This window comes from Pseudomonas sp. (assembly GCF_035554175.1).
Classification (GTDB): domain Bacteria; phylum Pseudomonadota; class Gammaproteobacteria; order Pseudomonadales; family Pseudomonadaceae; genus Aquipseudomonas.
In genome coordinates, this window is the sequence record NZ_DATMIV010000010.1 from 209,198 (window position 1) to 234,136 (window position 24,939).

Consider the following 24,939-nt stretch of genomic DNA (forward strand, 5'->3'; position numbering starts at 1 on the left):
GCGCGGCGTAACATCGGCTCCAGACAAACAAACAACTCTCTGGAGCACACGATCATGAAACGCCAAACCCTTCTCAGCATCGCTTTCTCGGTTTTCGCAGTTAACGCTTTTGCCGCAACCCCCGTTCACACCCTGGTCGCTGAAGGCGGCTCGGACCGGTTGATTGAAAGTCGTTTGGCCGAGGGTGGTTCCGATCGTCTGATCGAACGCCGCGTTGCCGAGGGAGGTTCGGATCGTCTGATCGAACGCCGCGTTGCCGAAGGTGGTTCCGATCGTCTGATCGAACGCCGCGTTGCCGAAGGTGGTTCCGATCGTCTGATCGAACGCCGCGTTGCCGAAGGTGGTTCTGATCGTCTGATCGAACGTCGGGTCGCTTGAATCCATCGCTGTACCGCAACACCCGTGAAGAGCCCGGCCTGATCAGCCGGGCTTTCTTCATTCAGCCGCGCTTGCTGCGCGGTTTCAGCTTGATCACATCGCCAGAGAAAACGATGTCTCACTGCCATCAACCTTCTTGCATTTCTATGAACCTGTTCGCTGGCCGGCCGTCGGCGATGTCGCATACCATGGCACCACTTTTATAAACACAGACACCGCCTCTCATGTTCAAAGCCAGTCTGCGTAGCCATCTCACTCTCTGGTTCGGCGGTTTGTCCCTGCTGACATTATTGAGCGTGGGCTTTTATGTCGGTCACATTGCCACCGAACAGATGAAACAGGCCAGCGGCAACGCCTTGCTTAACACAGCGCGGGCGGCGGCGACCTTATTGGGCGAACAACTGCGCGAGCGGCAACTGGAGGTCTACCTGCTCAGCCGCGCGCCGCATCTGGAGCGTGGTGATCTGGATAACCCGAGCATCCTCAAATCCATGCAACTGCGCACGCAGGCCCGCGCTGAATACGCCTGGATGGGCGTTACCGATGCCGAGGGCAACGTCCGGCAGGCCGTGAATGACTTGCTGGTTGGTCAATCGGTGCAAAAACGCCCGTGGTTCCAGAGCGGCTTGCGCGGGCAATACACCGGCGATCCCCATGAAGCGGTGTTGCTGGCCAAATTGCTGCCGGGCCTGCCCAATGGCGAACCACTGCGCTTCATCGACTTCGCAGCGCCGATACATAACGCCGCAGGCCAGGTGATTGGTGTGCTGGGAGCGCATGCGCACTGGAGCTGGGTGACCCGCATCGTCGAATCGGCGGCGTTTTCCCATAAGAACTCGGCGCCGGATATTCAGGCGCTTATCGTCGACCACGACGGTAAGGTGCTCTACCCCGAAGCGCTGCTCGGCCAGCGGCTGGCGGTCAATAATCCGGCTTTGCCTGGATGGACAACGGGCAACGGCTACCTGACCAGTCTGGTCACCGTGCCGACGCCAGCGGGTACAACGTTGTCCTGGTCCATCGCCATCCGCCAGCCGCTGGAGACCGCACTGCAACCGGCGCGGCTGCTGCAATATGAGCTGTTGATGCTGGGTGTGTTCGCCGCCGTGGTTTTCGGTATGGTGGCGTATTACTTGGCGCTGTATCTGAGCCGTCCCATCGAACAACTCGCGCGCTCGGCAAAACAGGTGCAAAACAACCATGCAGGCGCGCAGTTCCCGCTCCATCATCCAGTGCTTGAAATCGCCCAGCTCGGCCAGTCGATCGATGCGATGACGCGATCGCTGCTCGGCAAGGAGCGCGAACTACAGCAAGCCAATGCTTCGCTGGAAGCCACCGTGGCGCAACGCACCGCTGCCCTCACCCAGGCCAATGCCGAGCTGCTGAGTCTGGCAACCCACGACGGCTTGACCGGCGTTTACAACCGTCGGCGATTCGACGAAAAAATCTCCGAATACTCCCTGCTGTCGCGCCGCACCGGACGCCCGTTTGCTCTATTGCTCATCGATGCCGACCATTTCAAACGCATCAATGACACCTACGGCCATGCAGTGGGCGATGACGTTCTGCAACAACTGGCGAAGCTGATCCAGAGCAGCGTGCGCACCACCGATTTCGTCGCGCGTTACGGCGGTGAAGAATTCGCCGTACTGCTACCGGAAGTGGCGCATCCCGACACTCCGGAAGTCGTGGCCGAGAAGATTCGTGCTGCGGTTGCCACCGCGGATTTCCCCGGCGTCGGCAACGTTACCGTGAGCATTGGCCTGGGCCTGGCCGATCCGGCAGACAACACCCACACGGCGCTGATCAAACGTGCCGATCAACAGTTGTATCAAGCGAAGGCTGCGGGGCGTAATCAGGTGGCCTGCCACCTCCATTGATACCGTCGTTTCTACTTCGATTCGGGGCTGAACGTTTGCAGATAGGCCAGCAGATTGTTCAGCTTCTCCTCATCGCTCAGCCCCCAGAAGATCATCCGCGTGCCCGGCACTACCCCTTTGGGATCCTCGAGGTAAGCCTTCAGCGTCTCCCGATCCCAAGTGATCCCCGAGTTTTTCATCGCGTCCGAATAAACGTAATTGGCTGAAGTCCCGGCGGCCCGGCCAACGATGCCGTTGAGCTGTGGGCCAAATCCCGGTCGGGCGGACTCGCCAACCTGATGGCACCCGCCGCACAGGCGCGGAAAGATTTTTGCCCCGGCTTCAGGGTCACCATCAGCCTGTGCGCCAGCGCTGAAGATCAAGGCGAGAATCAGTGATGTGGTGGCTTTCATTTAACAGTCCAGATCTGGCTTTTCAGGGCGGAGCGTAGTTTACAGATAAGCGGCCACAACCGTTCTGACGGCGATCAACGCTTGGCGCAACACGTCCATGTCGACCGAACCCAGCGCCAGACGAATCGCATGGGGCGTGCTGGATGACACCGAAAACGGCTCGGCGGTGGTGACTGAAATCTGCTGCTGCATCAGCTCGACAACGATCTGATCGGCGCGTACGTCCTCCGGCAGCGGCAGCCACAGAAAATACGAGGCCGGGTGAGTGATATATCGCAACCCTTTCAGCACCTCGGCGGCCAAAGCCTGTCGGGCCAAGGCATCCTGACGTTTCTGCTGTTCCAGCAAGTTGACTGTGCCGTCATCAAGCCAGCCGCAGGCTATCGCCGTCATCACCCCGGGCGTGTTCCACGTCGTCGCGCGCATGATCCGTTCCAGCGCTGGCACGTCTGGCAACGGCGCCGCAATGAAGCCGACCCGCAAACCGGTGGCGATGTTTTTCGACAGGCCGCAAACGTAGAACGTGCGCTCCGGTGCCAGATCGATCAGGGCGCGCGGCGGGTTGTCCACCAGAAACGCGTAGGCCGCGTCTTCGATGATCATCAGATCATGCCGACGGGCAATCGCGACCAACTGCTCGCGCTGTTGCAGTGGCATCACCCAGCCCAGCGGATTGTGCAGCGTTGGCATGCTGTAGACGGCGCGCACCGAGCGCTTGCGACAGAGGCTTTCCAGCGCTTGCAGGTCCGGGCCGTGCTCCGTTACCGGCACCGCCAGCACTTCCAGGTGCAGTGCTTCGGCCAATACCTTGAACCCCGAATAGGTCAGCGCATCGGCGGCGATCACATCGCCGGGTTTGAGCCGGGCCATCAGCGTCACGGCCAGACCCTGCTGAGCACCGTTGACGATCAGCACCTGCCCGGCGTCGACCGCCACACCGCGTGCCAGCAAATGACGCGCGACCGAAGCACGCTCGTGTGTGCGCCCGGCGTGGGGTTGATAACGCAACAGCGCTTCCAGATCCCCGGATAAGGCCAGTTGGCGCAACGCCGTGCGCAAGAGGTCAGCCTGACCGGGCAACGATGGATAGTTGAAATTCAGGTCGACCATGCCGACCGCCACGTCCTTCTGATCAATGCCCTGCCCCGGCGCCAGTGACGTTTCACGCACGAAGGTGCCGCGTCCGGCTTCGCCACTGACCAGGCCCATCGCCTCCAGCTCTGCGTAAACCCTTGAGGCAGTGACCAGCGCCAGCCCCTCTTGAGCGGCCAACTGCCGATGCGTCGGCAACCGTGTGCCCGGTGCCAGTCGTGCGCAACGAATGTCCGCCGCGTAGCGATCGACCAGGATTTTGTAACGGGAACGGGGCATGGTGGCTGTATCCATGACAATTTTTTGATTGTGCCGATTCTCCGCCCTAGCATCACAGCCACACAACCTCCTTTTGAGCGCGAGCAACATGGACACAACCTCGACACCGGGCAACCCGCCACTGGAAAAAACCAGCGGCTGGATCAACGGTTTTATCGGCGTGCTGATCTTCAGCGGTTCGCTACCGGCCACGCGGTTGGCGGTGCTTGAATTCGAGCCGGTATTTCTGACCGTAGTCCGTGCAGCAATTGCCGGTGTATTAGCCGTAGGCCTTTTGCTGTTGTTCAGACAGCGGCGGCCGGCGCGCAATCAGTGGCTGTCGTTGTTGATAGTGGCGCTGGGCGTGGTGCTCGGTTTTCCGCTGCTTACGGCGTTGGCATTGCAGCACGTGACGTCGGCACATTCGATTGTGTTTGTCGGATTGCTGCCGCTGGCCACGGCGATGTTTGGCGTTTTACGTGGCGGTGAGCGGCCACGTCCGGTGTTCTGGATCTTCTCGATTCTGGGCAGCGCGTTAGTGGTGGGCTTCGCCGTGTCCCAAGGCTTGAGCGCCTCGCCCACCGGAGACCTGCTAATGCTCGCGGCCATTCTGGCCTGCGGCCTCGGTTACGCCGAAGGGGCGAAACTGTCACGCAGCCTCGGCGGCTGGCAGGTGATCTGCTGGGCGCTGGTGTTGTCGTTGCCGCTGATGGCGCTGCTGAGCCTGTGGCTGGCACCCGCCTCCTTCGGCCACATCAGCGTGTCGGCGTGGATCAGCCTGGCCTACGTGTCGCTGTTCAGCATGCTGATCGGTTTCGTATTCTGGTATCGCGGCCTGGCCCAGGGCGGGATCGCGGCGGTCGGGCAGCTGCAATTGCTGCAACCGTTTTTCGGTCTGGCGTTGGCGGCGACATTGCTGCATGAGCAGGTCAGCGTCAGCATGCTGGCCGTGACGCTGGGCGTAATCGCCTGTGTGGCCGGGGCGAAAAAATTCGCCAGATAAGCGTCAGTGTCCGGCTTTCCATTGCCGAGGGCTGAGGCCGGTCTTGCGCCGAAAAGCCCGGGCCAGCGCCGACGGGTTTTCGTAACCGACCTCCTCGGCAATCAGCGCAATCGGCCGGCCTTCGCGCAGGCGTTTTTGCACCAGGCTGACCCGCCAGCTCAATAGATAATCGGCCGGCGTCTGCCCGACCACGCGGTGAAACTGCCCGGCAAAACCGGCGCGGGACATATTCGCCGCAGCAGCCAGAGCGGCCACACTCCACGATTCATGAGGCTGCTCATGAATCAGGTTCAAGGCGCGAGACAACCGCGGATCAGCCAGCCCGGCCATCATTCCCGGCTGCTGATCGCGGCTGCCGATGAGATGGCGCAGCAGCAGAATCACCAGCAATTCAAACAGGCGATCCATCACCGCTACACGTCCGCAATGCCCTTCGAAGGCTTCGTTGAACAGCCAGTCGAGGGTGCTGCGCAATTCGGGGATGTCAGTGAGCTTCAACACCAGATAGTCCGGTAACGCAGCGGCCAGGGCATTGCCCGAACCGCCGTCGAAGGTCAGCGAGGCGCACACCACTTGGCTGGCCATGGCCTCGTCGGCAGACATTCTGTGCGTGAACGGCCGGGGAAAGAAAATCAGCGACGGCTCCTCCAGACGCATCTCCCGCTCGTTGCCAGGTTTGAGCAGCAACGCCCCCGCTTGCAATACATGCACATGGCCAACCGGCTCGCCCTCGTGAACACTCACCCCACAAAACGCACCGCTGTGAAAGGTGCCGGCATTCACGCCGAAATGGCTGAGCAATGTAGAAAGGCGATCCATGGCTGACTCCCGAGGGCATATCTGGACGATCTGCCGCATATCCTCGACGATTTGCCGCCGAAGCGCCATCGGTCGCCCTTAAGATCTCTCCATCGCCGCTGCACTTCGCCGCGGATTTTCGGAGAATCACCATGAGCCGCATTACCGCAATCAGCCTTGACACCGCCACCGATGCCACCCGCCCTGTCCTGGAAGGCGTGAAAAAGAAAATCGGCTTCCTGCCCAACCTTTTCGGCACATTGGCCCAGGCACCGGTGGCACTCGACGCCTACTTGCAGGCCTCGGCCATCCTCGGCAAGACCTCGCTGAGCGCTCAGGAAAAAGAAGCTGTCTACCTCGCTACGTCGCAAGTCAACGGCTGCGACTACTGCCTGTCCGCACACACGGTGTTTGCCGGCAAGGCCGGGCTGTCGGCGCAGGACATCGTCGCGGCACGTCACGGCGAATTGAATGCCTGTGCCGCCCTCGCTCGCCAATTGACCGAAACCCGTGGCCACCTGAGCGATGACCAACTCGCCGCCGCCCGCGCCGCCGGTATCGATGACCGCAAGATCATCGAAGTCATTGCACTGGTGGCCGTGCAGACACTGACCAACTATCTGAACAACACCGCCCTGACTGACATCGACTTCCCGGCCATCGATGCCTGATCAGTCCCTCACGAGCTGAAAAAATCCGGTGGCGAAGAGACAGGCTCCTTCGCCACCGTGGTTATTTGCTGCCATGATGCAGGTCAGAAGAACTCATAGCGCACACAGTGTCTGGTGTGCTGAAACCAAACACCCTGGGCAAAGGTCTTTGTCCTCGGACAAACGCCCGGAAAAACACGAACCTCATGACAGACTGGTTGCAAGACAACGGCGAGATGGCCGGGCAGATCCGCCGTCACGATTGGGCCAATTCGCCCCTCGGCCCGTTGGAACACTGGCCCGATGTACTCAAGACCACCGTCTCGCTCAGTCTCGCGTCGCATTTTCCCCAGGCGATCGTGTGGGGGCCGCAACTGATCACGTTGTACAACGACGCCTTCGTGCCGATTCTTGGCGACAAGCCCCATGCGCTGGGACGGCCATTCAGCGACATCTGGAAAGAAGCCTGGCAGGAGATCAGCCCGATTGCCGACGCGGCATTCGCCGGGCGAGCCACCTACATTGAAAACTTCGCCCTGAAGATCGAACGCGGCAGCGGCCCGGAGCAGGCGTTTTTCACCTTCTGCTACAGCCCGATTCGCGACTCGCTGGGCAATGTGGTGGGGATGCTCGACACCGTTACCGAAACCACCCAGACGGTCTACCTCAACCAACGTCTGGCGGTGCTCGACGCGATCGGCGACGCGGTGGCCAACGCCACTGACGCGCAAGCGATTCTTGCCGCGAGCACACGGCTGATGGTCGAGCAATTGCGCCTGTCCAACTGCGCCTACGCCGACATGGACGCCGACGAGGACGGCTTCACCATTCGCGGCGATTACGCGGCACCGGGGTCGCCAAGTATCGTCGGCCACTACCGCTTGCGCGATTTCGGCGAGAAAGCCGTAACCCTGCTGCGCGCCGGCGAACCGTTGGTCATTCACGACAATCGCAGCGAACTGCCCCCTGAAGAATCAGCGACCTTTCAGGCCATCGGCATCACCGCAACGATCTGCGTGCCACTGATCAAGCAGGGGCGCCTGACGGCATTGATGGCCGTCCACGACAAGGTGCCGCGAGTCTGGTCGCGCTTCGAGCTGGCGCTGATGAGCGAAGTGACCGAGCGTTGCTGGGCGCATATCGAGCGAGTGCGTGCCGATGCCAATGTGCGTGAAGGTCTGCTGGCGCTGGCAGAACTCAATGCCACGCTGGAGCAACGGGTCGAGGAGCGCAGCCTGCGCCTGGCTCAGGCCGAATCGGCGCTGCGTCAGTCGCAGAAGCTCGAAGCCATCGGCCAATTGACCGGCGGCGTGGCCCATGATTTCAACAATCTGCTGACGATCATTCGCTCGTCGATGGATTTTCTGCGCCAGCCCGATCTGTCGGAAGAACGCCGCCAGCGCTACATGCGTGCGGTTTCCGACACGGTCGAACGCGCATCCAAACTGACCAGCCAGTTGCTCGCCTTCGCCCGGCGCCAGCCGCTCAATCCACAAGTGGTGGATGCCGGCGAACGGTTGGCCAATATCGGTGAAATGCTCGAATCGGTCACTGGTGCGCAGATTCATGTCTGCGTCGAGCGGCCGGATCACCCCTGCTATATCCGCGTCGATCTGAGTCAGTTCGAAACCGCGCTGATCAACATCGCCCTCAACGCCCGCGATGCCATGAATGGTCAGGGCGAACTGAGATTGCGCCTGGAGTGCCACAAACCCCTGCCGCCGATTCGCGGCCATGGTGGTTCCAACGGTCCGTTCGTGTCGATCGCGTTGGCAGACACCGGGGGCGGCATCGATGCGCACACCCTGGAACACATCTTCGAACCGTTCTTCACTACCAAGGCGGTCGGTAAGGGCACGGGGCTGGGACTGTCGCAGGTATTCGGCTTCGCCAAACAATCGGGGGGCAACGTCGATGTCTCCAGCGTGCTCGGCCAAGGCACAGAGTTCACCCTGTATTTACCGCAAGTGCCGGCGACCGAGGCACAAGTGGACGAGACGGACGACGATGGCGAGGTGCATCGGACCTGCGAGCAACGGCGCATATTGGTGGTCGAGGACAATCTGGAGGTCGGCCGCTTCGCCAATCAGATCCTGCAGGATCTGGGCTATGAAACGGCGTGGGCGACCAACGCCGAGGAAGCCCTGCAACTGGCCGGCGCCGATGCCCTGGCGTTCGATGCGGTGTTTTCCGACGTGGTCATGCCGGGCACCACCGGCGTCGCTTTGGCCAGAATGTTGCGCCAGCGTCGCCCCGATCTTCCGGTGATTCTGACCTCCGGCTACAGCGAAGAACTGGCGCGCAGCGGTTACGAAGGTTTCGAGTTCCTCGCCAAGCCCTATTCCGCCGAACAGGTTTCGCGGATTCTCGCCAAGACCTGGCTCAAGGACGCAACGCCTGCGGCGTCAGTCGTGATCGACGCCGGCACGCTTGAGTAATGTCTTGCAGCGTTCCGACAGGTGAAACACCTGTAACTGCTTGCCGGCCTTGGCGTAGCGTTCACGCAGGGTTTTCAACGCGGCGATTGCCGAATAATCGACAAAGCTCAGATGCCGGCAGTCGAGGATGACCCTGGCCGGATCGTTGGCCGGGTCGAACCGGTTGAGAAACGGCGTGGTCGAGGCAAAGAACAGCGTGCCGTGCAGGCGATAGAGTTTGCTGCCATCGGCCTCCAGATGTTCATCGGCATACAGTTCACGCGCCTGCTGCCAGGCGAAATTGAGCGCAGCGATGATGATCCCGCAGAGCACCGCCGTAGCCAGATCGGTAAACACAGTGATGGTGGTCACGGCGATGATTACCAGCACATCGTGCAGCGGCACCTTGTTGATCACCCGCAACGACGCCCAAGCGAAGGTCTGCTGCGATACCACGAACATCACTCCTACCAGCGCGGCCAGCGGAATGCGCTCGATCAACGGTGAGAGAAACAGGATGAACAACAGAATCAGCACACCCGCCACCGCGCCGGACAAGCGCCCGCGTCCGCCGGAGCTGAGGTTGATCACGGTCTGCCCGATCATCGCGCAACCGCCCATGCCGCCGAAGGCACCGGAAACCATATTCGCCGCGCCCAGCGCCACGCACTCGCGATCCGGGTAGCCACGGGTTTCGGTGATTTCGTCGGTGAGGTTGAGAGTCAGCAGGGTTTCCAGCAAGCCGACCATTGCCATCAGGATCGCGTAGGGGGCGATGATGCGCAGAGTGTCGAACGTCCACGGGATGTCCGGCAACGCGAAAGTCGGCAGACCGCCGGCGATGTGTGCCATGTCACCGAGGGTGCGAGTCGGCAGGCCGAACAGGTAAACCAGCAGGCCGACACCGAGAATCGCCACCAATGCCGGCGGCACTGCTTTGGTGAGGCGCGGCAGGATATACACGATGGCCATGGTCAGCAGCACCAGCCCGGTCATCAGGTACAGCGGCGTACCGCTGAGCCAGTGCTCGCCACTTTTGAAATGCTCCAGTTGCGCCAGCGCGATGATGATCGCCAGGCCGTTGACGAAACCGAGCATCACCGGATGCGGCACCATGCGCACCAGTTTGCCCAGGCGCAACAACCCGAACGCCATCATGATCAGACCGCCAAGCAGCACTGTCGCCAGCAGATACTGCACGCCGTGCTGCACCACCAGCGCGACAATCACCACCGCCATCGAACCCGCCGCGCCGGAAACCATCCCTGGGCGACCGCCAAACAACGCCGTCAGCGTACAAATGATGAAAGCGCCGTACAGGCCCATCAACGGATTGAGATGCGCCACCAGCGCGAAGGCGATGCATTCGGGCAACAGAGCAAACGAGGTGGTGAGTCCGGCCAGGACATCGGCGCGCAGACGAATCGGTTTCATGGCATACCTGAATGAGCGGCCGTCGAGAACGGTCGCTGTTTCGCGAAAAAAGAGGGAGGCGAATGTTACGGAATTGTACGGGCTCGGGCCAGTGAAACGCTGACACCGATAGGCGCCGGCCAAAAATGGAAAACGCAGTTGCTCAATGATGGCACTCTGCCCATAATTCGCGCCCCTCTATGTTCTGTGCAAGGTATTGCCGTGAAGAAGTCTCTGCTGTTGATCCCGATGCTGGCGTTGTTGCTGCAAGGTTGTGGCATGACCATGACCCGCTACGAGCCGAGTTATGAAAACGTCCAGAAGCTCAAGCAGACCCCGCCCCTGCATGCCATCAGCAATCCTCAGGTAAGCGCCGAATCCGGCGAAGGTTCGCTGATGGTTCGCGCCAACCCGGTCCGCTCTCCATCGGGCAGCATCCCGGCGCACATTCAGGACGCCATCACCGAAGAGCTGCGCAAGGCCGGTTTGCTCGACCCGCAGGCGCAGCGTCAGTTGAAAGTTCTCGTGGTGAAAAATGAACTGTCCGCCGGTATGGGCACGGGTGACGGCAAGCTCGCGGCGCGCTTTACTCTGCTCAACGGCAGCGATGTGGTGTACGACGCAACCAAGGATGTCAGCAGCCAGTGGGGCAGCAGCTTCTTCGGTTTCATTGCGATCCCGAACGCGGTCAACGCCTATAACCCGATGCTGCGTGATCTGCTCAAAGAGCTGTACAGCGACCCGAAATTCATTCAGGCGTTGAAGTAACCGACAAAAAAAGAGCCGCGATTGCGGCTCTTTTTGTTTCACGCCCGGGGAATACCGGTTTCCAGCGCCGAGTACTTCAGGTTGTTGTTATCAACCATCTGTTTGAGCAGCGCATTGACCTGACGGGTGAAGGTGTCGTTCACCGCTTCTTTAGGCGTGTTGGCCATCAGCGGTATGAACCAGATGCCGATCCAGGTGCCGACGGCGTCGTGGTTACTCGCAGTGGTCAAAGCCTGTCCCTGTCCATCCAGGGTTTCCAGGCTCAGAGTGTATTGATCGCTGCCGTAGGCCGGAATGATCATCATGCTGAAACCGCTGATGAAAGCCAGCACCATGGAACCGGCATTCGGTGGATGGTTGTACATTTTCAGGCGCAGGCTGTAGTCGCCCGGCTGCTTCTGGAACTCATCCAGCGTGACCCGACCGAACAGGCCTGAATCGGTGAGAATTTTCTGCAGCTGTGGCTTGAGTTGATCACGTGCTTGCGGCACTTCCACGGCAGAGGCACTTTTCGGCTCGCCCTGATAGAAGTCGAAATCGACGTAGACGTTTGGCTTGTTGGCGTAGTTGGCCATCGACGGCAGAGTGACCGGTGCCACTTCATCCTTAGTGAAACTGGCACAACCGCCCAGCGCAAGAACCAGTCCCAGCGCCAGCGTTTTCCCGAATTGCATGATGTCCGTCCCTAAATAATGATCAAATAGTGGCAATACGCCTCTATTGCAGAAGCGGAGCGGATTCTAGAGACCGCAATCGGTAATGAAAAGGGTGAACAGGCAAATAACTGCAATGCTATCGCTTTGCACTCAGCCAGCTAGTGGGAGCGAGCTTGCTCGCGAAGGCGGCGGGTCAGTCAGCCCGTTGTCTTCTGACGCACCGCATTCGCGAGCAGGCTCGCTCCTACAGCCAATGTGTCTGTTTCAGAAGGCGATTTGGGCTGCCGGTGTGACATCAATTCGCGTTACGGCACTGGTGAGGGCGGCGAAGTCCTTGTTGTGTCCGGCAATGATGTCTTCGGCGCTCATGCTGCCGTTATCGACCGTCGAATGTGCATCCTGCGCGACAACGATGTCGTAGCCCAGCTTATGCGCGCTACGCACTGTGGCATTGACGCAGTAATCGGTTTGCAGGCCGCAGATGATCAGGCGTTCAAAATCTTCGCTGGGTAGCAGCCTGCCCAGGTCGGTCTGATAGAAAGAGTCGCCGGTGGATTTGCCTACCCGCAGATCTTGCGTGGACGTCTGCAGACCTTTGGCCAGTTGCCAACCGTCTGCGCCACGAACGAACGGACCGTCCTTTTCCTCGTGTTGAATCAACACGACCGGAACGCCGGCGCCGCGGGCGCGCTGGCTCAGATCATTGATCGTGGCGATCACGCGGTCGATTTCAAAGCACTGATACTCACCAGCACACAGGGCCTGCTGGACGTCGATGATCAGTAATGCGGTGGTCATGTCGAGCCTTCCTTGATTTGTCCTGGAGATGGGGCGGACCTGAGCCCGCCCCTTTTTACTCCGCTCAGTAGCCCAGTGACAACCCTGTATTGCGCCGTGGATCGTTGGCGCCGTAGAAGCGGTTGTTGCCCACCGGTTTACCCCCGAGGGACGGCGCGCCAACCAGGATCGCTGCGATGTGGTTGGGGTCTTGTGGGCCGGCAAATTTGTGGCCCCAGCTTTCGAGAATTTTTCTGGTATCCGGACTGGCGGCGAAGTCTTCGAGGTTGGTTTCCTCCGGCATCCACTGCTGATGGAAACGCGGCGCGTCGACGGCCTCCTGCAAGCCCATGCCGTAATCGATGACGTTGAGCATGGTCAGCAGGGTCGCGGTGATGATCCGGCTGCCGCCCGGCGTGCCGACCACCATCACCACTTTGCCGTCCTTGGTGACGATAGTCGGACTCATCGACGACAGCGGCGCCTTGCCCGGCGCGATGGCGTTGGCTTCGCCCTGCACCAGGCCGTACATGTTCGGCACGCCGACCTTGGAGGTGAAATCGTCCATTTCGTCGTTGAGGATGACCCCGGTCTTGCTGGCCATCACACCTGCGCCGAACCAGTCGTTGAGGGTGTAGGTGACCGAGACGGCATTGCCCCACTTGTCGACGATCGAATAGTGGGTGGTGTTGCTGCCTTCATGGGGGGCGACGCCGGGTTTGAGTTGAGCGGAAACACCGGCCTTCTGTGGCTCAATGGCGTTGCGCAGCTTGGTGGCGTAGTTCTTGTCCAGCAGGTGCTCGATCGGATTTTTCACGAAATCCGGATCGCCGAGGTAGCTGTTGCGATCGACATAAGCGTGGCGCATGGCTTCGATCTGGTAGTGCATGCCCTGAGCCGAATGAAAGCCCAGATCCTTCATCGGATAGCCCTCAAGAATATTCATGATCTGGCAGATCACCACACCACCGGAGCTTGGCGGCGGCGCCGAGACCACGTGATAACCGCGGTAATCGCATTCCACCGGGGCCAGCTCGCGAGTCTTGTATTTGTCCAGGTCGGCCTGGGTGATGATGCCCTTGTTGGCCTGGCTGGACGTGACGATGGCATCGGCGACCCAGCCTTTGTAGAAACCGTCGGCGCCTTTGTCGGAAATCGTCCGCAAGGTTTTTGCCAGATCCTTTTGCACCAGTTTCTGCCCGACCTGCATCGGCTCGCCATTGCTCAGAAAGATCGAACCGGAATCGCGCAGGTCTTTCTTGAACACGTCGGTGGCGTACTCAAGCAACTCGACATCGCCCTGCTGCAGTTCGAAGCCGTCTTCGGCCAGTTTGATCGCCGGAGCGATCATCTCCTTGCGCTGTTTGGTGCCGTATTTGCTCAGGGCCAACTCCATGCCGGACACCGTGCCCGGCACACCAACCGCGAGGTGGCCACGGGTACTCAGCTCGGGGATGACGTTACCTTCCTTGTCCAGATACATGTTGGCGGTCGCGGCCAGCGGGGCTTTTTCGCGGAAGTCGAGAAAGGTCTTGCGCCCGTCCGCCAGTTGAATGGTCATGAATCCGCCACCGCCGAGGTTACCCGCTGCCGGATAGACCACCGCCAGCGCGTAACCCACCGCAACTGCCGCATCCACGGCGTTGCCGCCGTTCTTCAACACATCGACGCCGACATGGGTCGCCAGGTGTTGCGCGGTGACTACCATGCCGTTTTCCGCCGCGACCGGTGCCACCGATGCCGCGTGAGCCATGAGACAGCTGAGCGCCAGGGAGGTCGCGATAAGCGATCTGGCCAAAGGTTCGTACTTCATGAGTCGATCTCTTTTTTGTTTTTGGGGACTGCGCGAAACGCAGGGCAGCGCTTGAGGAGCAACAAGCAGTATGGTCGGCTTTGCGTATTGCGCCTCCCCGTTCAGGCAGTATGCTGATCCGCGTTATCGCCAGGATCCGGAGCCGTTGTCATGCCTTATACGTTCATCACCCTGCCCTCGCCGGTCGGCGAATTGAAGCTGGTTGCAAACGACAGTCGACTCGCAGCCATCCTCTGGGAAAACGACAAACCGAACCGGGTACGTATCGGGCCGATGAGCGAAGCGGCGGACAGTCCGATCCTCCTGCAGACCGCGCGGCAGCTTGAAGAATATTTTGCCGGCACGCGCAATCGCTTCGATCTGGAGCTGGAATTTGTCGGCAGCGAATTCCAGAAAAAAGTCTGGGCGGCGCTACTGACCATTCCATTCGGCGAGACGCGCACCTACAGCCAGATCGCCACACAGATTGGTCATCCGGCGGCGGTTCGGGCGGTCGGCGCCGCCAACGGGCGCAACCCGATTTCAATTGTTGCGCCGTGCCACCGGGTGATTGGTGCTTCGGGAAAGCTGACCGGGTTCGCCGGTGGTCTTGAGGCTAAAGAGCGGTTGCTGACGCTTGAGGGTGGCCAGTGGTCAGAGATCGATAAAACCGGCGATCTGTTTTAGGCATGCAAGAAGATCAAAAGATCACAGCCTTCGGCGGCTCGTGCATTGAATTGCGTTGAAGGCTGCGATCTTTTGCTTTACCGAGCGAACAGGTTATTCATCGCCGCGTACTGCAACAGCATGATGGTCTTGGCATCGCAGATCTCGCCGCGCGCAAACGCTGCGAGCGCCTCATCGAAACGCCACTCCAGCACTTCGAGTTCTTCGGTTTCTTCTTCCAGCCCACCACCGGCGCTGACCTTGGACGCCGCATCATATTCGGCGATGAAAAAGTGCAGTTTCTCGGTCACTGAACCGGGGCTCATATACGCCTCGAATACCTTCTTCACGTCATGCACGCGGTAGCCGGTTTCTTCCTCGGCTTCGTCACGGATGCGTTGCTCGGGCGCGGCGCCTTCCAGCAAGCCCGCAGCGACCTCGATCAACAAACCGTCGTGGCCATTGACGAACACCGGCAGGCGGAACTGGCGGGTCAACACCACCGTGCGCTTTTCGCGGTTGAACAGCAGAATTGCCGCGCCGTTGCCACGGTCGTAAACCTCGCGGGTCTGGCGTTGCCATTCGCCGTTGTTGCGCTGGTAATCAAAGGTGATTTTCTGCAGCAGATACCAGTCGTGGGACAACACCTGGGTGTCGACGATATTGACCCGTTCGGCTGTGTTGGACATCGCGTCTGATCCTGTCTTGATGGGTGACCTGCCATGGTCGAACAATTGCGCCGACAAAAAAAGCCCGGCAGCGCTACCGGGCCTGGTTCATCAGCCGCTCTTACCGGAAGTCGACGTCGAAAGCCTGATAGAAGGCGTTGCCGGTGTTGGCGACGATCCACATCAGCACAATGACGTGATGGCCTTGCTTGTTGGCCGGCAGTTTCACTTCGTGATCGACTTTGGCCTTCAATTCACCGGCATGACTGTAATACGGCACTTGCGGGTAAAAGTCTTCGAAGAAGGGCTGGGTTTCCAGTTGCGCACGGCTGATGCGCTGCTGTGGGTCCCAACCCTCTTTGGTGATCAACCAGCGATAACCACGGGTGGTGTGCGGCGCGGTGTAGGCCCAAGTGACCTTGAGGGTCTGGCCTGGATCGACATTGAGCAGCGGCCATGTGAACGGACGACCCAGCTTCTTGCTCATCTCGTCATTGGTGTAGTTCACGCAATCGCGGGCATCCGTCTTGCCGCCGCTGAGAATATAACCGTCGGCCGGCGGCGCGACGCTGTCCGAGTCCGTCTCGAAGGGCTGCGGGAACGGCCCGGCGACCAATGCGGGAAAGTTCTTGCCGCCTTCCATTTCATTGACTTGCCAGCCGCCCAGCAAACCGAGATCGATGGCGACTGCACCGCGACTCGCTGGCGAGATAACGCGACCGTGCTTCAGTTGAGTCTGAGGAATTGCCTGATTCATGTTGTTCACTCCGTTGATTTGAGAACTCTCCTTCCTGAGGAGAGGCCTTCAAGCTAACGGAGAAGGTTTTTTTGTCTATCGGCGCTTTTGTCGCAGCTTGCTGGCCGTGAACAAAAAAACCTCGCAAATACTGGATGGATATCCAGCTACCGAAGAAACCTCGCACTCGACGCGTAGCCGAATACGTACACGCCGAGTTCACTAAATCGCGCTTCGTCTACTCAAGGCAACTGGGCCTGGTACTCCTTTTCGTACTGCCCCGCGAGCGCCACTTTCTGTTTATCGTCGAGCAGTTTGCCGGCCATCTGGAAGAATTTGTGCTCTTCTTCCTCAAGGTGGTGATGGACCTTTTCCGAAAGCTTTTTCGCCGTGGCCAGCCAGGCTGGACTCGACATCTCAGTCTCGTCGAGTTCTTCCATCATCTCGTCCATTTCATGGTGCTCGGAGATGGCATGGCGACTCAGATCCACGCCTTCGTCGATTTCCATCAAGGGAATGTAGAAATGCCGCTCTTCTGCGGTTTCATGCGCTTGCAGTTCTGCTTTGAGCTGTTTGTAGGCCTCGACCCGCTCAGGGCTGTCGCCGCTGGTCGCGATCAGCGCCTTGGCATAAGTACGCTGACGCTCGTGACTTTCGCGCAGGGCTTCAAAAATATTCAAGGGGGGGCTCCTCATCAATCGCGCTCAGGGAAAGACGCGATAAAGCCTAGACCGCAACGTTTGAATGGCGGTTCCGCTGGTTGAATCGAAGGGCTTGGAGGCGCCTGTACGGACGCGGTAGGCTGGGCGTTCAATTACACAAGGAAGTCACGCATGAATTTGCGAATCGAGTTGACGCAAAACCCGAGCGAAGAACAACGCCAGGCCATTCTTCAACCGTTGATTGATTACAACGATGCGAAAACCGGCGGGTCGAAATCCGAGCCGTTCGCCCTGATGGTTCGAGACGACCACGGCTCGATAGTCGGTGGCTTGTATGGGCGCGTGATTTTTCGCTGGATGTTCATCGAACTGTTGTCAGTGCCGGAGCAAGGTCGCGGACAGGGAATTGGTTCGAAACTGATGGCTCAGGCGCAAGCGTTGGCTACAGACAAGCATTGCCTGGGCATCTGGCTCGACACTTTCGATTTTCAGGCGCCGGAGTTCTACAAGAAGCTGGGCTTCAGCCAGTTCGGTGAGATCATGGACTATCCACCGGGGCACAAGCGGCATTTCTTCCTCAAACGGCTGATCGATTGAATGTGCCGCAGCCTTCGCGAGCAAGCTCGCTCCCACATGGAATGCATTTCAACTTGTGGGAGCGAGCCTGCTCGCGAAAGCGGAGGCCACTTCATCACATGATCAAAGGCAGGTTGCCATCGCTGCCATCCTGCGCATCGCGACAAAATCATCCTGCTGTGCGTAGTAATTCAGGGTCGTCCCCGACGCTTCGGTAATCACATCGACAAAAGACTCCGCCGAACGGGTATAAACCGTTGTGCCGCCCGACGCGCGCGGCTCCAGATAGGCCGCTGCGTCGACGCCGAACACCGCTTCGTCCTGCCAGGCGAATTGTACGCACCGGGCCACGTCTTTCTCGGACTTGTCCGAAGCCAGGACCTTGTAAGGGCTCTTGGTGCGAGCCTCGTTCATCACCGAACCGGCGCAACCGGCCAACAGGGCCGCCACCAGCGCTACCATCAGCATTCGCATTGCTTTCGCTCATTGTAGAAAAAAGCGGACTGTAGCACTGCAACGTGGCCAATCGTTCTGCTTTACTGTTTTTATGCGCGACACGCGTGAGCAGGTGCGGCACCCTGCGGGCATCCGTCACACAAGGAAATCACATGGCGCCTACCGACCAGCGGCATGAACAGGCTTTGAAACTGTTTCTCGATGCGCGACCCGACCTGCGTGAGACCCTCGACCACCTCAACCCGCTGCTGGCCCAGGCCAAAGGCGAAACCCAGGCGCAGTATCGCGAAGAACGTCTGCATGAGGCCTTTGAGGCTGAGGCTGAAAGCCAGGGGTTGTTTGCCTGGGAGCTGACGTTGCAACTGACTGCTGCTTCCGCGCAGGAATACCAGGCGCGGCGCCTGGAGGTGCATCGGGAAGTGGCGGAGATGGCGGGGATGGACTGGATCGAGTATTGCGATTTGTACGGCATCACCCCGTAACCCATGTAGGAGCTGCCGAAGGCTGCGATCTTTTGACCTTGATCTTGATCTTGAAGAGCAAAATCAAAAGATCGCAGCCTTCGTCAGCTCCTACAAAGGAATCTGTGTACAACGGGGGTTTCGCGGCTGCGGCAATAAAGCTTTATCATGCCCGCAGTTTCGCTGATCGAGTCCATCATGAAGTTCGCCATCGCGCTGTTTTCCGCCGCCCATGCGCCCTCCTCGCGCCGTGCCTTGCTATTTGCCCAGGCTGCTCTGGCCGGGGGTCATGAAATTGTGCGGCTGTTCTTCTATCAGGACGGCGTGTTCAATGCCTCTGATGCAGTGGTGACGCCCCAGGACGAACTGGACTTGCCCAAGCAATGGCGCAGTTTTATCAGCGAACACAAGCTGGACGGCGTGGTGTGTATCGCCGCCGCTCTGCGTCGCGGTGTGTTGAACGAAGAAGAAGGCAGGCGTTACCAGCGTGAAGCGATTTCGCTCAGCGCGCCGTGGGAATTATCCGGGCTTGGGCAGTTGCACGACGCAGTACAAGACGCCGACCGCCTCATCTGTTTCGGAGGTGCGTAAAATGCCCAAATCGCTTTTGATCATCAGCCGTCAATCGCCGTGGTCAGGCCCCGGAGCCCGTGAAGCGCTGGATATTGTGCTGGCCGGCGGCGCGTTCGATCTGCCGATCGGCCTGCTGTTCCTCGATGACGGCGTGCTGCAACTCGCTGCAGGGCAGAACGCCAGGGCCTTGCAGCAGAAAGACCTCAGCGCCAACCTGCAGGCGCTGCCGATGTTCGGCGTCGAGGAACTGTTCTATTGCGCCGAAAGCGCCCACGCCCGCGGGCTCGGGAAACTGTCTCTGGATGAAGCAGAACCGCTTTCTGCCGAACACATCAGCGCCCTTATTGACCGCTACGACCAGGTGCTCACCCTCTGATGTCGACTTTGCATGTGTTGTCTCATTCCCCGTTCAGCGATGATCGCCTGACCAGTTGCCTGCGATTGATCGGCAGTGCCGATGCCTTGTTATTAGCCGGCGATGCGGTGTACGCGCTGCAACCGGACAGCGCGCCGTTCTTTGCCCTCCAAGAACGGAAAATCAAACTGTATGTATTGATAGAAGATGCGCAGGCACGGGCGATCGAGATTCCGGACTGGGCCGAAGCCATCGATTATCCGGCGTTCGTCGAGTTGTCGATCCAGCACGACAAGGTCAACAGCTGGCTATGAATTCCATGACCGTCGGCGCCCGCACCATTGAGCTGGACAAGGACGGCTTTCTCGTCGACCTCAGCGACTGGTCGGCGGAAGTCGCCACTGCCCTCGCCGCCGCCGAAGACATCGAGTTGACGCCTGAACACTGGGAAATTCTCGAACTGTTGCGCAGTTTCTATACAGAATTCCAGCTGTCGCCGGCCACGCGGCCGCTGATCAAGTACACCGCGCTGAAGCTCGGCGCCGACAAAGGCAACAGCCTGCACCTGAACCGACTGTTCAAAGGCACCCCTGCCAAACTCGCCGCGAAACTGGCGGGCCTGCCCAAACCGACGAATTGCCTATGACCGACTTTCCAGCTCTGACCCTCGAAACGCCCGCCGAACACCCGTTCGCGCAATTCGTGCGCATTCTCGGCAAAGGCAAGCGCGGCGCCCGCGATCTGACGCGCGAGGAGGCCCGACAAGCCATGGGCATGGTGCTCGATGACAAGGTCGAGGATACGCAACTGGGCGCCTTTCTGATGTTGCTGCGGCACAAGGAAGAAAGCGCCGAAGAGATGGCCGGTTTCACCGAAGCCCTGCGCGAACGGCTGCAGGCCCCGGCGATGAACGTCGATCTGGACTGGCCGACCTACGCCGGGAAAAAACGCCATCTGCCGTGGTACCTGCTCGCGGCCAAGTGCCTGGCGCACAACGGTGTGCGCATCTTCATGCACGGCGGCGGCGCACATACTGCCGGGCGCCTGTACAGCGAACAGCTGCTCGGCGAACTGAACATTCCCCTGTGCCGCAACTGGCAGCAGGCCGGTACAGCGCTGGACAACGGCGGCCTGGCGTTCATGCCGCTGATGGACTGGGCGCCGCAGTTGCAAAAGATGATCGACCTGCGCAACACCCTGGGCTTGCGCTCGCCGATCCACTCGCTGGCGCGGATTCTCAATCCGCTGGGCGCACGCTGTGGCCTGCAGAGCATTTTCCATCCGGGCTACCAAGCGGTGCATCGCGATGCCAGCGGCTTGCTCGGCGACACGGCGATTGTGGTCAAGGGCGATGGCGGCGAAATCGAAATCAACCCCGACGCCACCAGCCACCTTTATGGCACCAGCGGCGGCCAGAGCTGGGACGAAGAATGGCCACAGCTGTCAGCGCAACGCCACGTCAAACCCGCCTCGCTGGACACCGAACACTTGAAAGCCGTGTGGCGTGGCGATGTGGTCGACAGCTATCCGCAGATGGCGCTGATTGCAACCATGGCACTGGCCTTGCGCGGCCTCGGTCAGAATCGCGAACAAGCCTTCGCCACCGCCGAGCAATATTGGGCGGCACGCAACACATCGATCTAACCGATCATTAGCGCCCGATCTTTGCGCTTTTTGTTCGAACTCATGGGAATAGACTCAACTCCAACGATTATTGGTTTTGGGAGTCTTGATCATGGGTTTACTCGTCGACGGCCACTGGCAGGACAAGTGGTACGAAAGCAGCAAGGACGGCGCATTCCAGCGTGAACAGGCGCAACGCCGCCATTGGGTAACCGCCGACGGCCAGGCCGGCCCCAGCGGTGAAGGCGGTTTCGCCGCCGAGGCCGGACGCTATCACCTCTACGTTTCCCTCGCCTGCCCCTGGGCACATCGCACCCTGATTCTGCGTAAACTCAAAGGCCTGGAAAGCCTGATCGACGTTTCAGTGGTCAGCTGGTTGATGCTGGAAAACGGCTGGACCTTCGACAAGACGCTCGGTTCGACGGGCGACCAACTCGATGATTTCGATTTCATGCACCAGCGCTACATCGCTGATACGCCTGATTACACCGGGCGTGTGACCGTGCCGGTGTTGTGGGACAAGAAGCTCAAGCGCATCGTCAGCAATGAATCGGCGGAAATCATCCGCATGTTCAACAGTGCGTTCGACGGGCTGACCGGCAATGAACTGGACTTCTACCCCGCACCGTTACGCAATGAGATCGATGCGCTGAACGAGCGAATCTATCCGGCAGTGAACAACGGTGTATACCGCGCCGGATTCGCCACCTCGCAGCAAGCCTATGAACAGGCATTCGATGAAGTGTTTGCCGAACTCGATCATCTGGAGCAACTGCTGGGCGCCAATCGCTACCTGAGCGGTGAATACCTGACCGAAGCCGATGTGCGCCTGTTCACCACGATGATTCGCTTCGACGCGGTTTATCACGGGCACTTCAAGTGCAACCTGCGGCGCATTGCCGATTACCCGAACCTGTCGAACTGGTTGCGCGAGATGTATCAGTGGCCGGGGATTGCCGAAACGGTGGATTTTCAACACATCAAGCATCACTACTACGGCAGCCACAAGACCATCAACCCCACCGGGGTGGTGCCGAAAGGGCCGGAGCAGGACTTTAACCTGGCGCATGATCGGTCGCGGTTGAGCGGGAGAGGGGTTTGGCGCCGGGGCTGATCCCAAAAAGCAAAAGATCGCAGCCTTCGGCAGCTCCTACATGAGAATGCGTTCCTCTGTAGGAGCTGCCGAAGGCTGCGATCTGTTGATCTGACTCAAATTTGCGCCTGAGCCCCTTCAAACCACGCCAGTTTTTCGCGCAGCTGCACCACTTCTCCGACAATCACCAGGGTCGGCGCATGGACTTCATGCTCTGCCACCAGTTGTGGCAGATCGGCCAAGGTGCCGGTGAAGACACGCTGATTAACGGTAGTGCCCTGCTGAATCAACGCCGCTGGGGTATCCGCCGCACGACCATGCCTGATCAACTGCTCGCAGATGATCGGCAAGCCCACCAGGCCCATGTAGAACACCAGCGTCTGCGCCGGAGCGACAAGGTCGGCCCATGGCAGATCGGTGGAACCGTCCTTCAGATGCCCGGTGACAAACCGCACGGATTGCGCGTGGTCGCGATGGGTCAGCGGAATCCCGGCATAGGCCGCACAACCGCTGGCCGCCGTGATGCCCGGCACGACCTGGAACGGAATGCCGTGGGCCGCCAGCTCTTCGATCTCTTCGCCACCGCGCCCGAAGATGAACGGATCACCGCCCTTCAACCGCACCACACGCTTGCCGGCCTTGGCCAGATCGACCAGTTGCTGGTTGATCTGATCCTGCGGCACCGCATGTTCGGAGCGACGCTTGCCGACATACACACGCTCGGCATCGCGACGGCACAATTCCAGAATCGCCGGCGCCACCAGACGGTCGTACAACACCACATCGGCTTGCTGCATCAGCCGCAGGGCCCGGAAGGTCAACAGGTCCGGATCGCCCGGGCCGGCACCCACCAGATAAACCTCGCCAGTGGTGACCATCGGCTCACCATCCACCTTGGCCTGCAACAGGCGCTCGGCTTCAGCGCCCTGCCCGGCCAGTTGCCGGTCGGCAATCGGCCCTTGAAAAACATCTTCCCAAAAGCCTCGGCGCTGCTGCACATCGGGAAACAGGGTTTTCACCTGATGGCGAAAACGCGCGGCCAGCCCCGCAAGTTGCCCATAGGTCGAGGGAATCCAGGTTTCAATCTTTGCGCGGATCAGACGCGCGAGTACCGGCGCATCACCGCCGCTGGAAACGGCAATGATCAACGGCGAGCGATCAACGATCGCCGGGAAGATCACGCTGCACAAGGCAGGCGCGTCGACCACGTTGACCGGCACGCAACGTCGGTGCGCATCCGCCGACACTTGCGCGTTCAGGGTTTCGTCGTCGGTAGCAGCAATGATCAGCCCGCAGCCGTCCAGATCCGCTTCGACATAGCCGCGCAACAGACATTCTCCGCCGCTGCCAGCGATCAGTTCAGCCAGTTGCGTTTCGATTTCAGGTGCTACCACCCGCAGCAGCGCACCGGCATCGGCCAGCAGGCGGGATTTGCGCAAGGCAATCTCCCCCCCACCGACAACCAACACACGACTGCCGCGCAGGTTGTGAAACAGCGGCAGATATTTCATTTAGCCGATGACCTCAAGGCCACCCATGTACGGCTTGAGTACATCCGGCACGCGGATCGAACCGTCGGCCTGCTGGTAGTTTTCCAGTACAGCAACGAGGGTACGACCGACCGCCAGACCGGAGCCGTTCAAAGTGTGCACCAGCTCAGGTTTGCCGGTCTCCGGGTTGCGGAAACGCGCCTGCATGCGGCGGGCCTGGAAGTCGCCGCAGTTGGAGCACGATGAGATTTCGCGATACTTGTCCTGGCTCGGAATCCACACTTCCAGGTCGTAGGTCTTGACCGCGCTAAAGCCCATGTCGCCGGTGCACAAAGCAAGTGTGCGGTAAGGCAGCCCCAGCAGTTGCAGGACTTTTTCAGCGTTGGCGGTCAGGCCTTCCAGCGCTTCCATCGATTGCGATGGCTCAACGATCTGGACCATTTCAACTTTGTCGAACTGGTGTTGGCGGATCATCCCGCGCGTGTCGCGGCCCGACGCACCGGCCTCGCTACGGAAGCACGGGGTGTGGGCGACGAACTTGATTGGCAGCAGCTTCGAATCGACGATTTCGCCGGCAACGATGTTGGTCAGCGACACTTCGGCGGTCGGGATCAAGTACAGATCGGCTTCGCCTTCGCGGGCGATCTTGAACAGGTCTTCCTCGAATTTCGGCAGCTGGCCAGTGCCTTGCAATGCCGGGGCCTGCACCAGATAAGGTGTGTAAGCCTCTTCGTAGCCATGCTCGTTGACGTGCAGATTGATCATGAATTGCGCCAGGGCGCGGTGCAGTCGCGCAATCGGGCCGCGCAGCAGGGCGAAGCGTGCGCCGGACAGCTTGGCGGCGGTTTCGAAGTCCAGCCAGCCGAACTTCTCGCCAAGGGCGACGTGGTCTTTGACTTCGAAATCGAACCGGGTCGGAGTGCCCCAGCGGCGCACTTCAACGTTGTCGTCTTCGTCCTTGCCGACCGGAACCGATTCGTGCGGCAGGTTGGGGATACCCAGCAGGATCGAATCCAGTTCGGTCTGGATCGCGTCCAGCTCGACCTTGCCAGCGCTCAGTTCACCCGCCATGCGCTCGACGTCCGCCATCAACGGCGCGATGTCTTCGCCGCGCTGCTTGGCCTGGCCGATGGACTTGGAACGCGCGTTACGCTCAGCCTGCAGTGCTTCGGTGCGGGTCTGGACGGTCTTGCGCTGTTCTTCCAGCGCTTCGATGCGCGCGGTATCCAGGGCAAAGCCACGGGAAGCCAGGCGGTCCGCTACGTCCTGAAGGTTGCTACGTAACAGTTTGGAATCGAGCATGTCG

Annotated in this window: 28 protein-coding genes; 15 read left to right on the forward strand and 13 right to left on the reverse strand. The window is 59.9% G+C overall.

Features of this window, described 5'->3' with window-relative positions:
* The first annotated feature begins 54 nt into the window (after positions 1–54).
* Positions 55–378 (forward strand): hypothetical protein, encoded by a 324-nt coding sequence (locus VNV36_RS04545; RefSeq protein ID WP_325716667.1) that lies wholly within the window; start codon positions 55–57, stop codon positions 376–378.
* Positions 379–602: 224 nt separating this feature from the next.
* Positions 603–2,258: a sensor domain-containing diguanylate cyclase gene (locus tag VNV36_RS04550; RefSeq protein WP_325716669.1), complete on the forward strand. Its 1,656-nt coding sequence runs from the start codon at positions 603–605 to the stop codon at positions 2,256–2,258.
* Between the two features lie 11 nt (positions 2,259–2,269).
* Here the strand turns inward: VNV36_RS04550 and VNV36_RS04555 are convergent, their stop codons facing one another.
* Together VNV36_RS04555 and VNV36_RS04560 are read right to left on the reverse strand one after the other, a co-directional pair.
* The gene (locus VNV36_RS04555) at positions 2,270–2,650 is read right to left on the reverse strand and encodes a c-type cytochrome (protein WP_325716671.1); all 381 of its coding nucleotides are present in this window, start codon (positions 2,648–2,650) and stop codon (positions 2,270–2,272) included.
* Between the two features lie 39 nt (positions 2,651–2,689).
* On the reverse strand, positions 2,690–4,021 hold the full coding sequence (locus VNV36_RS04560; protein WP_325716673.1) for an aminotransferase-like domain-containing protein: 1,332 nt from the start codon (positions 4,019–4,021) through the stop codon (positions 2,690–2,692).
* A gap of 88 nt (positions 4,022–4,109) precedes the next feature.
* On the opposite strand from VNV36_RS04560, the gene VNV36_RS04565 reads away from it, so the two are divergent.
* Positions 4,110–5,003: a DMT family transporter gene (locus VNV36_RS04565; RefSeq protein ID WP_325716675.1), complete on the forward strand. Its 894-nt coding sequence runs from the start codon at positions 4,110–4,112 to the stop codon at positions 5,001–5,003.
* 3 nt (positions 5,004–5,006) lie between these two features.
* On the opposite strand, the gene VNV36_RS04570 is transcribed toward VNV36_RS04565, so the two are convergent.
* Positions 5,007–5,822 carry an AraC family transcriptional regulator gene (locus VNV36_RS04570; RefSeq protein ID WP_325716677.1) on the reverse strand — a complete coding sequence of 272 codons (816 nt, stop codon included), beginning with the start codon at positions 5,820–5,822 and terminating at the stop codon, positions 5,007–5,009.
* A 131-nt stretch (positions 5,823–5,953) separates the two neighbouring features.
* On the opposite strand from VNV36_RS04570, the gene VNV36_RS04575 reads away from it, so the two are divergent.
* Positions 5,954–6,472 carry a carboxymuconolactone decarboxylase family protein gene (locus VNV36_RS04575; protein WP_325716679.1) on the forward strand — a complete coding sequence of 173 codons (519 nt, stop codon included), beginning with the start codon at positions 5,954–5,956 and terminating at the stop codon, positions 6,470–6,472.
* 185 nt (positions 6,473–6,657) lie between these two features.
* On the forward strand, positions 6,658–8,889 hold the full coding sequence (locus VNV36_RS04580; RefSeq protein WP_325716681.1) for a GAF domain-containing protein: 2,232 nt from the start codon (positions 6,658–6,660) through the stop codon (positions 8,887–8,889).
* Here VNV36_RS04580 and VNV36_RS04585 read toward each other — a convergent pair.
* Complete coding sequence (locus tag VNV36_RS04585; RefSeq protein ID WP_325716683.1) at positions 8,857–10,302, reverse strand: SulP family inorganic anion transporter; 1,446 nt, start codon at positions 10,300–10,302, stop codon at positions 8,857–8,859. The genes VNV36_RS04580 and VNV36_RS04585 overlap by 33 nt on opposite strands.
* Positions 10,303–10,503: 201 nt before the next feature.
* On the opposite strand from VNV36_RS04585, the gene VNV36_RS04590 reads away from it, so the two are divergent.
* Complete coding sequence (locus VNV36_RS04590; RefSeq protein ID WP_325716685.1) at positions 10,504–11,049, forward strand: hypothetical protein; 546 nt, start codon at positions 10,504–10,506, stop codon at positions 11,047–11,049.
* A 38-nt stretch (positions 11,050–11,087) separates the two neighbouring features.
* On the opposite strand, the gene VNV36_RS04595 is transcribed toward VNV36_RS04590, so the two are convergent.
* From VNV36_RS04595 to ggt, 3 genes are all read right to left on the reverse strand, one after another.
* Positions 11,088–11,723 carry a hypothetical protein gene (locus VNV36_RS04595; protein WP_325716687.1) on the reverse strand — a complete coding sequence of 212 codons (636 nt, stop codon included), beginning with the start codon at positions 11,721–11,723 and terminating at the stop codon, positions 11,088–11,090.
* A 246-nt stretch (positions 11,724–11,969) separates the two neighbouring features.
* On the reverse strand, positions 11,970–12,503 hold the full coding sequence (locus tag VNV36_RS04600; protein WP_325716689.1) for a cysteine hydrolase family protein: 534 nt from the start codon (positions 12,501–12,503) through the stop codon (positions 11,970–11,972).
* Between the two features lie 64 nt (positions 12,504–12,567).
* Positions 12,568–14,295: a gamma-glutamyltransferase gene (gene ggt, locus VNV36_RS04605; protein ID WP_325716691.1), complete on the reverse strand. Its 1,728-nt coding sequence runs from the start codon at positions 14,293–14,295 to the stop codon at positions 12,568–12,570.
* 150 nt (positions 14,296–14,445) lie between these two features.
* On the opposite strand from ggt, the gene VNV36_RS04610 reads away from it, so the two are divergent.
* Positions 14,446–14,961, forward strand: coding sequence for a methylated-DNA--[protein]-cysteine S-methyltransferase (locus VNV36_RS04610; RefSeq protein WP_325716693.1), 516 nt, complete (start codon positions 14,446–14,448; stop codon positions 14,959–14,961).
* A 77-nt stretch (positions 14,962–15,038) separates the two neighbouring features.
* Here VNV36_RS04610 and VNV36_RS04615 read toward each other — a convergent pair whose 3' ends face one another.
* The 3 genes from VNV36_RS04615 to VNV36_RS04625 form a co-directional block, all read right to left on the reverse strand.
* Positions 15,039–15,629 carry an NUDIX domain-containing protein gene (locus VNV36_RS04615; protein WP_325716694.1) on the reverse strand — a complete coding sequence of 197 codons (591 nt, stop codon included), beginning with the start codon at positions 15,627–15,629 and terminating at the stop codon, positions 15,039–15,041.
* A 100-nt stretch (positions 15,630–15,729) separates the two neighbouring features.
* Positions 15,730–16,365, reverse strand: a complete 636-nt coding sequence (locus VNV36_RS04620) for a lytic polysaccharide monooxygenase auxiliary activity family 9 protein (protein WP_325716696.1) — start codon at positions 16,363–16,365, stop codon at positions 15,730–15,732.
* Between the two features lie 221 nt (positions 16,366–16,586).
* Entirely contained in the window at positions 16,587–17,024 is a 438-nt protein-coding gene (locus tag VNV36_RS04625; protein WP_325716697.1) for a hemerythrin domain-containing protein, read from the reverse strand.
* Between the two features lie 153 nt (positions 17,025–17,177).
* On the opposite strand from VNV36_RS04625, the gene VNV36_RS04630 reads away from it, so the two are divergent.
* Entirely contained in the window at positions 17,178–17,603 is a 426-nt protein-coding gene (locus VNV36_RS04630) for a GNAT family N-acetyltransferase (RefSeq protein WP_325716699.1), read from the forward strand.
* Positions 17,604–17,705: 102 nt separating this feature from the next.
* On the opposite strand, the gene VNV36_RS04635 is transcribed toward VNV36_RS04630, so the two are convergent.
* Positions 17,706–18,056, reverse strand: coding sequence for a hypothetical protein (locus tag VNV36_RS04635; protein WP_325716701.1), 351 nt, complete (start codon positions 18,054–18,056; stop codon positions 17,706–17,708).
* Positions 18,057–18,190: 134 nt separating this feature from the next.
* On the opposite strand from VNV36_RS04635, the gene VNV36_RS04640 reads away from it, so the two are divergent.
* The 7 genes from VNV36_RS04640 to VNV36_RS04670 all read left to right on the forward strand — a co-directional run bounded on the left by VNV36_RS04640 (position 18,191) and on the right by VNV36_RS04670 (position 22,164).
* Positions 18,191–18,520: a DUF6388 family protein gene (locus VNV36_RS04640; protein WP_325716703.1), complete on the forward strand. Its 330-nt coding sequence runs from the start codon at positions 18,191–18,193 to the stop codon at positions 18,518–18,520.
* 177 nt (positions 18,521–18,697) lie between these two features.
* Positions 18,698–19,090 carry a sulfurtransferase complex subunit TusD gene (gene tusD, locus VNV36_RS04645; protein WP_325716705.1) on the forward strand — a complete coding sequence of 131 codons (393 nt, stop codon included), beginning with the start codon at positions 18,698–18,700 and terminating at the stop codon, positions 19,088–19,090.
* Between the two features lies 1 nt (position 19,091).
* Positions 19,092–19,448 carry a sulfurtransferase complex subunit TusC gene (gene tusC, locus VNV36_RS04650; protein WP_325716707.1) on the forward strand — a complete coding sequence of 119 codons (357 nt, stop codon included), beginning with the start codon at positions 19,092–19,094 and terminating at the stop codon, positions 19,446–19,448.
* Entirely contained in the window at positions 19,448–19,741 is a 294-nt protein-coding gene (tusB, locus tag VNV36_RS04655; RefSeq protein WP_325716709.1) for a sulfurtransferase complex subunit TusB, read from the forward strand. Before tusC ends, tusB begins: the two co-directional genes overlap by 1 nt.
* Positions 19,738–20,073, forward strand: coding sequence for a TusE/DsrC/DsvC family sulfur relay protein (locus tag VNV36_RS04660; protein ID WP_325716711.1), 336 nt, complete (start codon positions 19,738–19,740; stop codon positions 20,071–20,073). The genes tusB and VNV36_RS04660 overlap by 4 nt, the downstream gene beginning before the upstream one ends.
* Positions 20,070–21,071, forward strand: coding sequence for a glycosyl transferase family protein (locus tag VNV36_RS04665; protein ID WP_325716713.1), 1,002 nt, complete (start codon positions 20,070–20,072; stop codon positions 21,069–21,071). Before VNV36_RS04660 ends, VNV36_RS04665 begins: the two co-directional genes overlap by 4 nt.
* 91 nt (positions 21,072–21,162) lie before the next feature.
* Positions 21,163–22,164, forward strand: a complete 1,002-nt coding sequence (locus tag VNV36_RS04670; RefSeq protein WP_325716715.1) for a glutathione S-transferase family protein — start codon at positions 21,163–21,165, stop codon at positions 22,162–22,164.
* A gap of 95 nt (positions 22,165–22,259) precedes the next feature.
* Here VNV36_RS04670 and cysG read toward each other — a convergent pair whose 3' ends face one another.
* Positions 22,260–23,654 (reverse strand): siroheme synthase CysG, encoded by a 1,395-nt coding sequence (gene cysG / locus VNV36_RS04675; RefSeq protein WP_325716717.1) that lies wholly within the window; start codon positions 23,652–23,654, stop codon positions 22,260–22,262.
* Positions 23,655–24,935: a serine--tRNA ligase gene (serS, locus tag VNV36_RS04680; protein WP_325716719.1), complete on the reverse strand. Its 1,281-nt coding sequence runs from the start codon at positions 24,933–24,935 to the stop codon at positions 23,655–23,657.
* Between the last annotated feature and the right edge of the window lie 4 nt (positions 24,936–24,939).

What these genes read in the sequence shown, in the direction of transcription:
- VNV36_RS04600 (WP_325716689.1), bottom strand. Translation starts at nt 12,503, where the DNA reads ATGACCACCGCATTACTGATCATCGACGTCCAGCAGGCCCTGTGTGCT.
- VNV36_RS04570 (WP_325716677.1), bottom strand. Translation starts at nt 5,822, where the DNA reads ATGGATCGCCTTTCTACATTGCTCAGCCATTTCGGCGTGAATGCCGGC.
- VNV36_RS04630 (WP_325716699.1), top strand. Translation starts at nt 17,178, where the DNA reads ATGAATTTGCGAATCGAGTTGACGCAAAACCCGAGCGAAGAACAACGC.
- ggt (WP_325716691.1), bottom strand. Translation starts at nt 14,295, where the DNA reads ATGAAGTACGAACCTTTGGCCAGATCGCTTATCGCGACCTCCCTGGCG.
- VNV36_RS04555 (WP_325716671.1), bottom strand. Translation starts at nt 2,650, where the DNA reads ATGAAAGCCACCACATCACTGATTCTCGCCTTGATCTTCAGCGCTGGC.
- VNV36_RS04665 (WP_325716713.1), top strand. Translation starts at nt 20,070, where the DNA reads ATGACCGACTTTCCAGCTCTGACCCTCGAAACGCCCGCCGAACACCCG.
- VNV36_RS04670 (WP_325716715.1), top strand. Translation starts at nt 21,163, where the DNA reads ATGGGTTTACTCGTCGACGGCCACTGGCAGGACAAGTGGTACGAAAGC.
- cysG (WP_325716717.1), bottom strand. Translation starts at nt 23,654, where the DNA reads ATGAAATATCTGCCGCTGTTTCACAACCTGCGCGGCAGTCGTGTGTTG.
- VNV36_RS04595 (WP_325716687.1), bottom strand. Translation starts at nt 11,723, where the DNA reads ATGCAATTCGGGAAAACGCTGGCGCTGGGACTGGTTCTTGCGCTGGGC.
- VNV36_RS04620 (WP_325716696.1), bottom strand. Translation starts at nt 16,365, where the DNA reads ATGAATCAGGCAATTCCTCAGACTCAACTGAAGCACGGTCGCGTTATC.
- VNV36_RS04585 (WP_325716683.1), bottom strand. Translation starts at nt 10,302, where the DNA reads ATGAAACCGATTCGTCTGCGCGCCGATGTCCTGGCCGGACTCACCACC.
- serS (WP_325716719.1), bottom strand. Translation starts at nt 24,935, where the DNA reads ATGCTCGATTCCAAACTGTTACGTAGCAACCTTCAGGACGTAGCGGAC.
- VNV36_RS04640 (WP_325716703.1), top strand. Translation starts at nt 18,191, where the DNA reads ATGGCGCCTACCGACCAGCGGCATGAACAGGCTTTGAAACTGTTTCTC.
- VNV36_RS04560 (WP_325716673.1), bottom strand. Translation starts at nt 4,021, where the DNA reads ATGCCCCGTTCCCGTTACAAAATCCTGGTCGATCGCTACGCGGCGGAC.
- VNV36_RS04565 (WP_325716675.1), top strand. Translation starts at nt 4,110, where the DNA reads ATGGACACAACCTCGACACCGGGCAACCCGCCACTGGAAAAAACCAGC.
- VNV36_RS04610 (WP_325716693.1), top strand. Translation starts at nt 14,446, where the DNA reads ATGCCTTATACGTTCATCACCCTGCCCTCGCCGGTCGGCGAATTGAAG.
- VNV36_RS04580 (WP_325716681.1), top strand. Translation starts at nt 6,658, where the DNA reads ATGACAGACTGGTTGCAAGACAACGGCGAGATGGCCGGGCAGATCCGC.
- VNV36_RS04615 (WP_325716694.1), bottom strand. Translation starts at nt 15,629, where the DNA reads ATGTCCAACACAGCCGAACGGGTCAATATCGTCGACACCCAGGTGTTG.
- VNV36_RS04660 (WP_325716711.1), top strand. Translation starts at nt 19,738, where the DNA reads ATGAATTCCATGACCGTCGGCGCCCGCACCATTGAGCTGGACAAGGAC.
- VNV36_RS04550 (WP_325716669.1), top strand. Translation starts at nt 603, where the DNA reads ATGTTCAAAGCCAGTCTGCGTAGCCATCTCACTCTCTGGTTCGGCGGT.
- tusB (WP_325716709.1), top strand. Translation starts at nt 19,448, where the DNA reads ATGTCGACTTTGCATGTGTTGTCTCATTCCCCGTTCAGCGATGATCGC.
- VNV36_RS04575 (WP_325716679.1), top strand. Translation starts at nt 5,954, where the DNA reads ATGAGCCGCATTACCGCAATCAGCCTTGACACCGCCACCGATGCCACC.
- tusC (WP_325716707.1), top strand. Translation starts at nt 19,092, where the DNA reads ATGCCCAAATCGCTTTTGATCATCAGCCGTCAATCGCCGTGGTCAGGC.
- VNV36_RS04545 (WP_325716667.1), top strand. Translation starts at nt 55, where the DNA reads ATGAAACGCCAAACCCTTCTCAGCATCGCTTTCTCGGTTTTCGCAGTT.
- tusD (WP_325716705.1), top strand. Translation starts at nt 18,698, where the DNA reads ATGAAGTTCGCCATCGCGCTGTTTTCCGCCGCCCATGCGCCCTCCTCG.
- VNV36_RS04635 (WP_325716701.1), bottom strand. Translation starts at nt 18,056, where the DNA reads ATGCGAATGCTGATGGTAGCGCTGGTGGCGGCCCTGTTGGCCGGTTGC.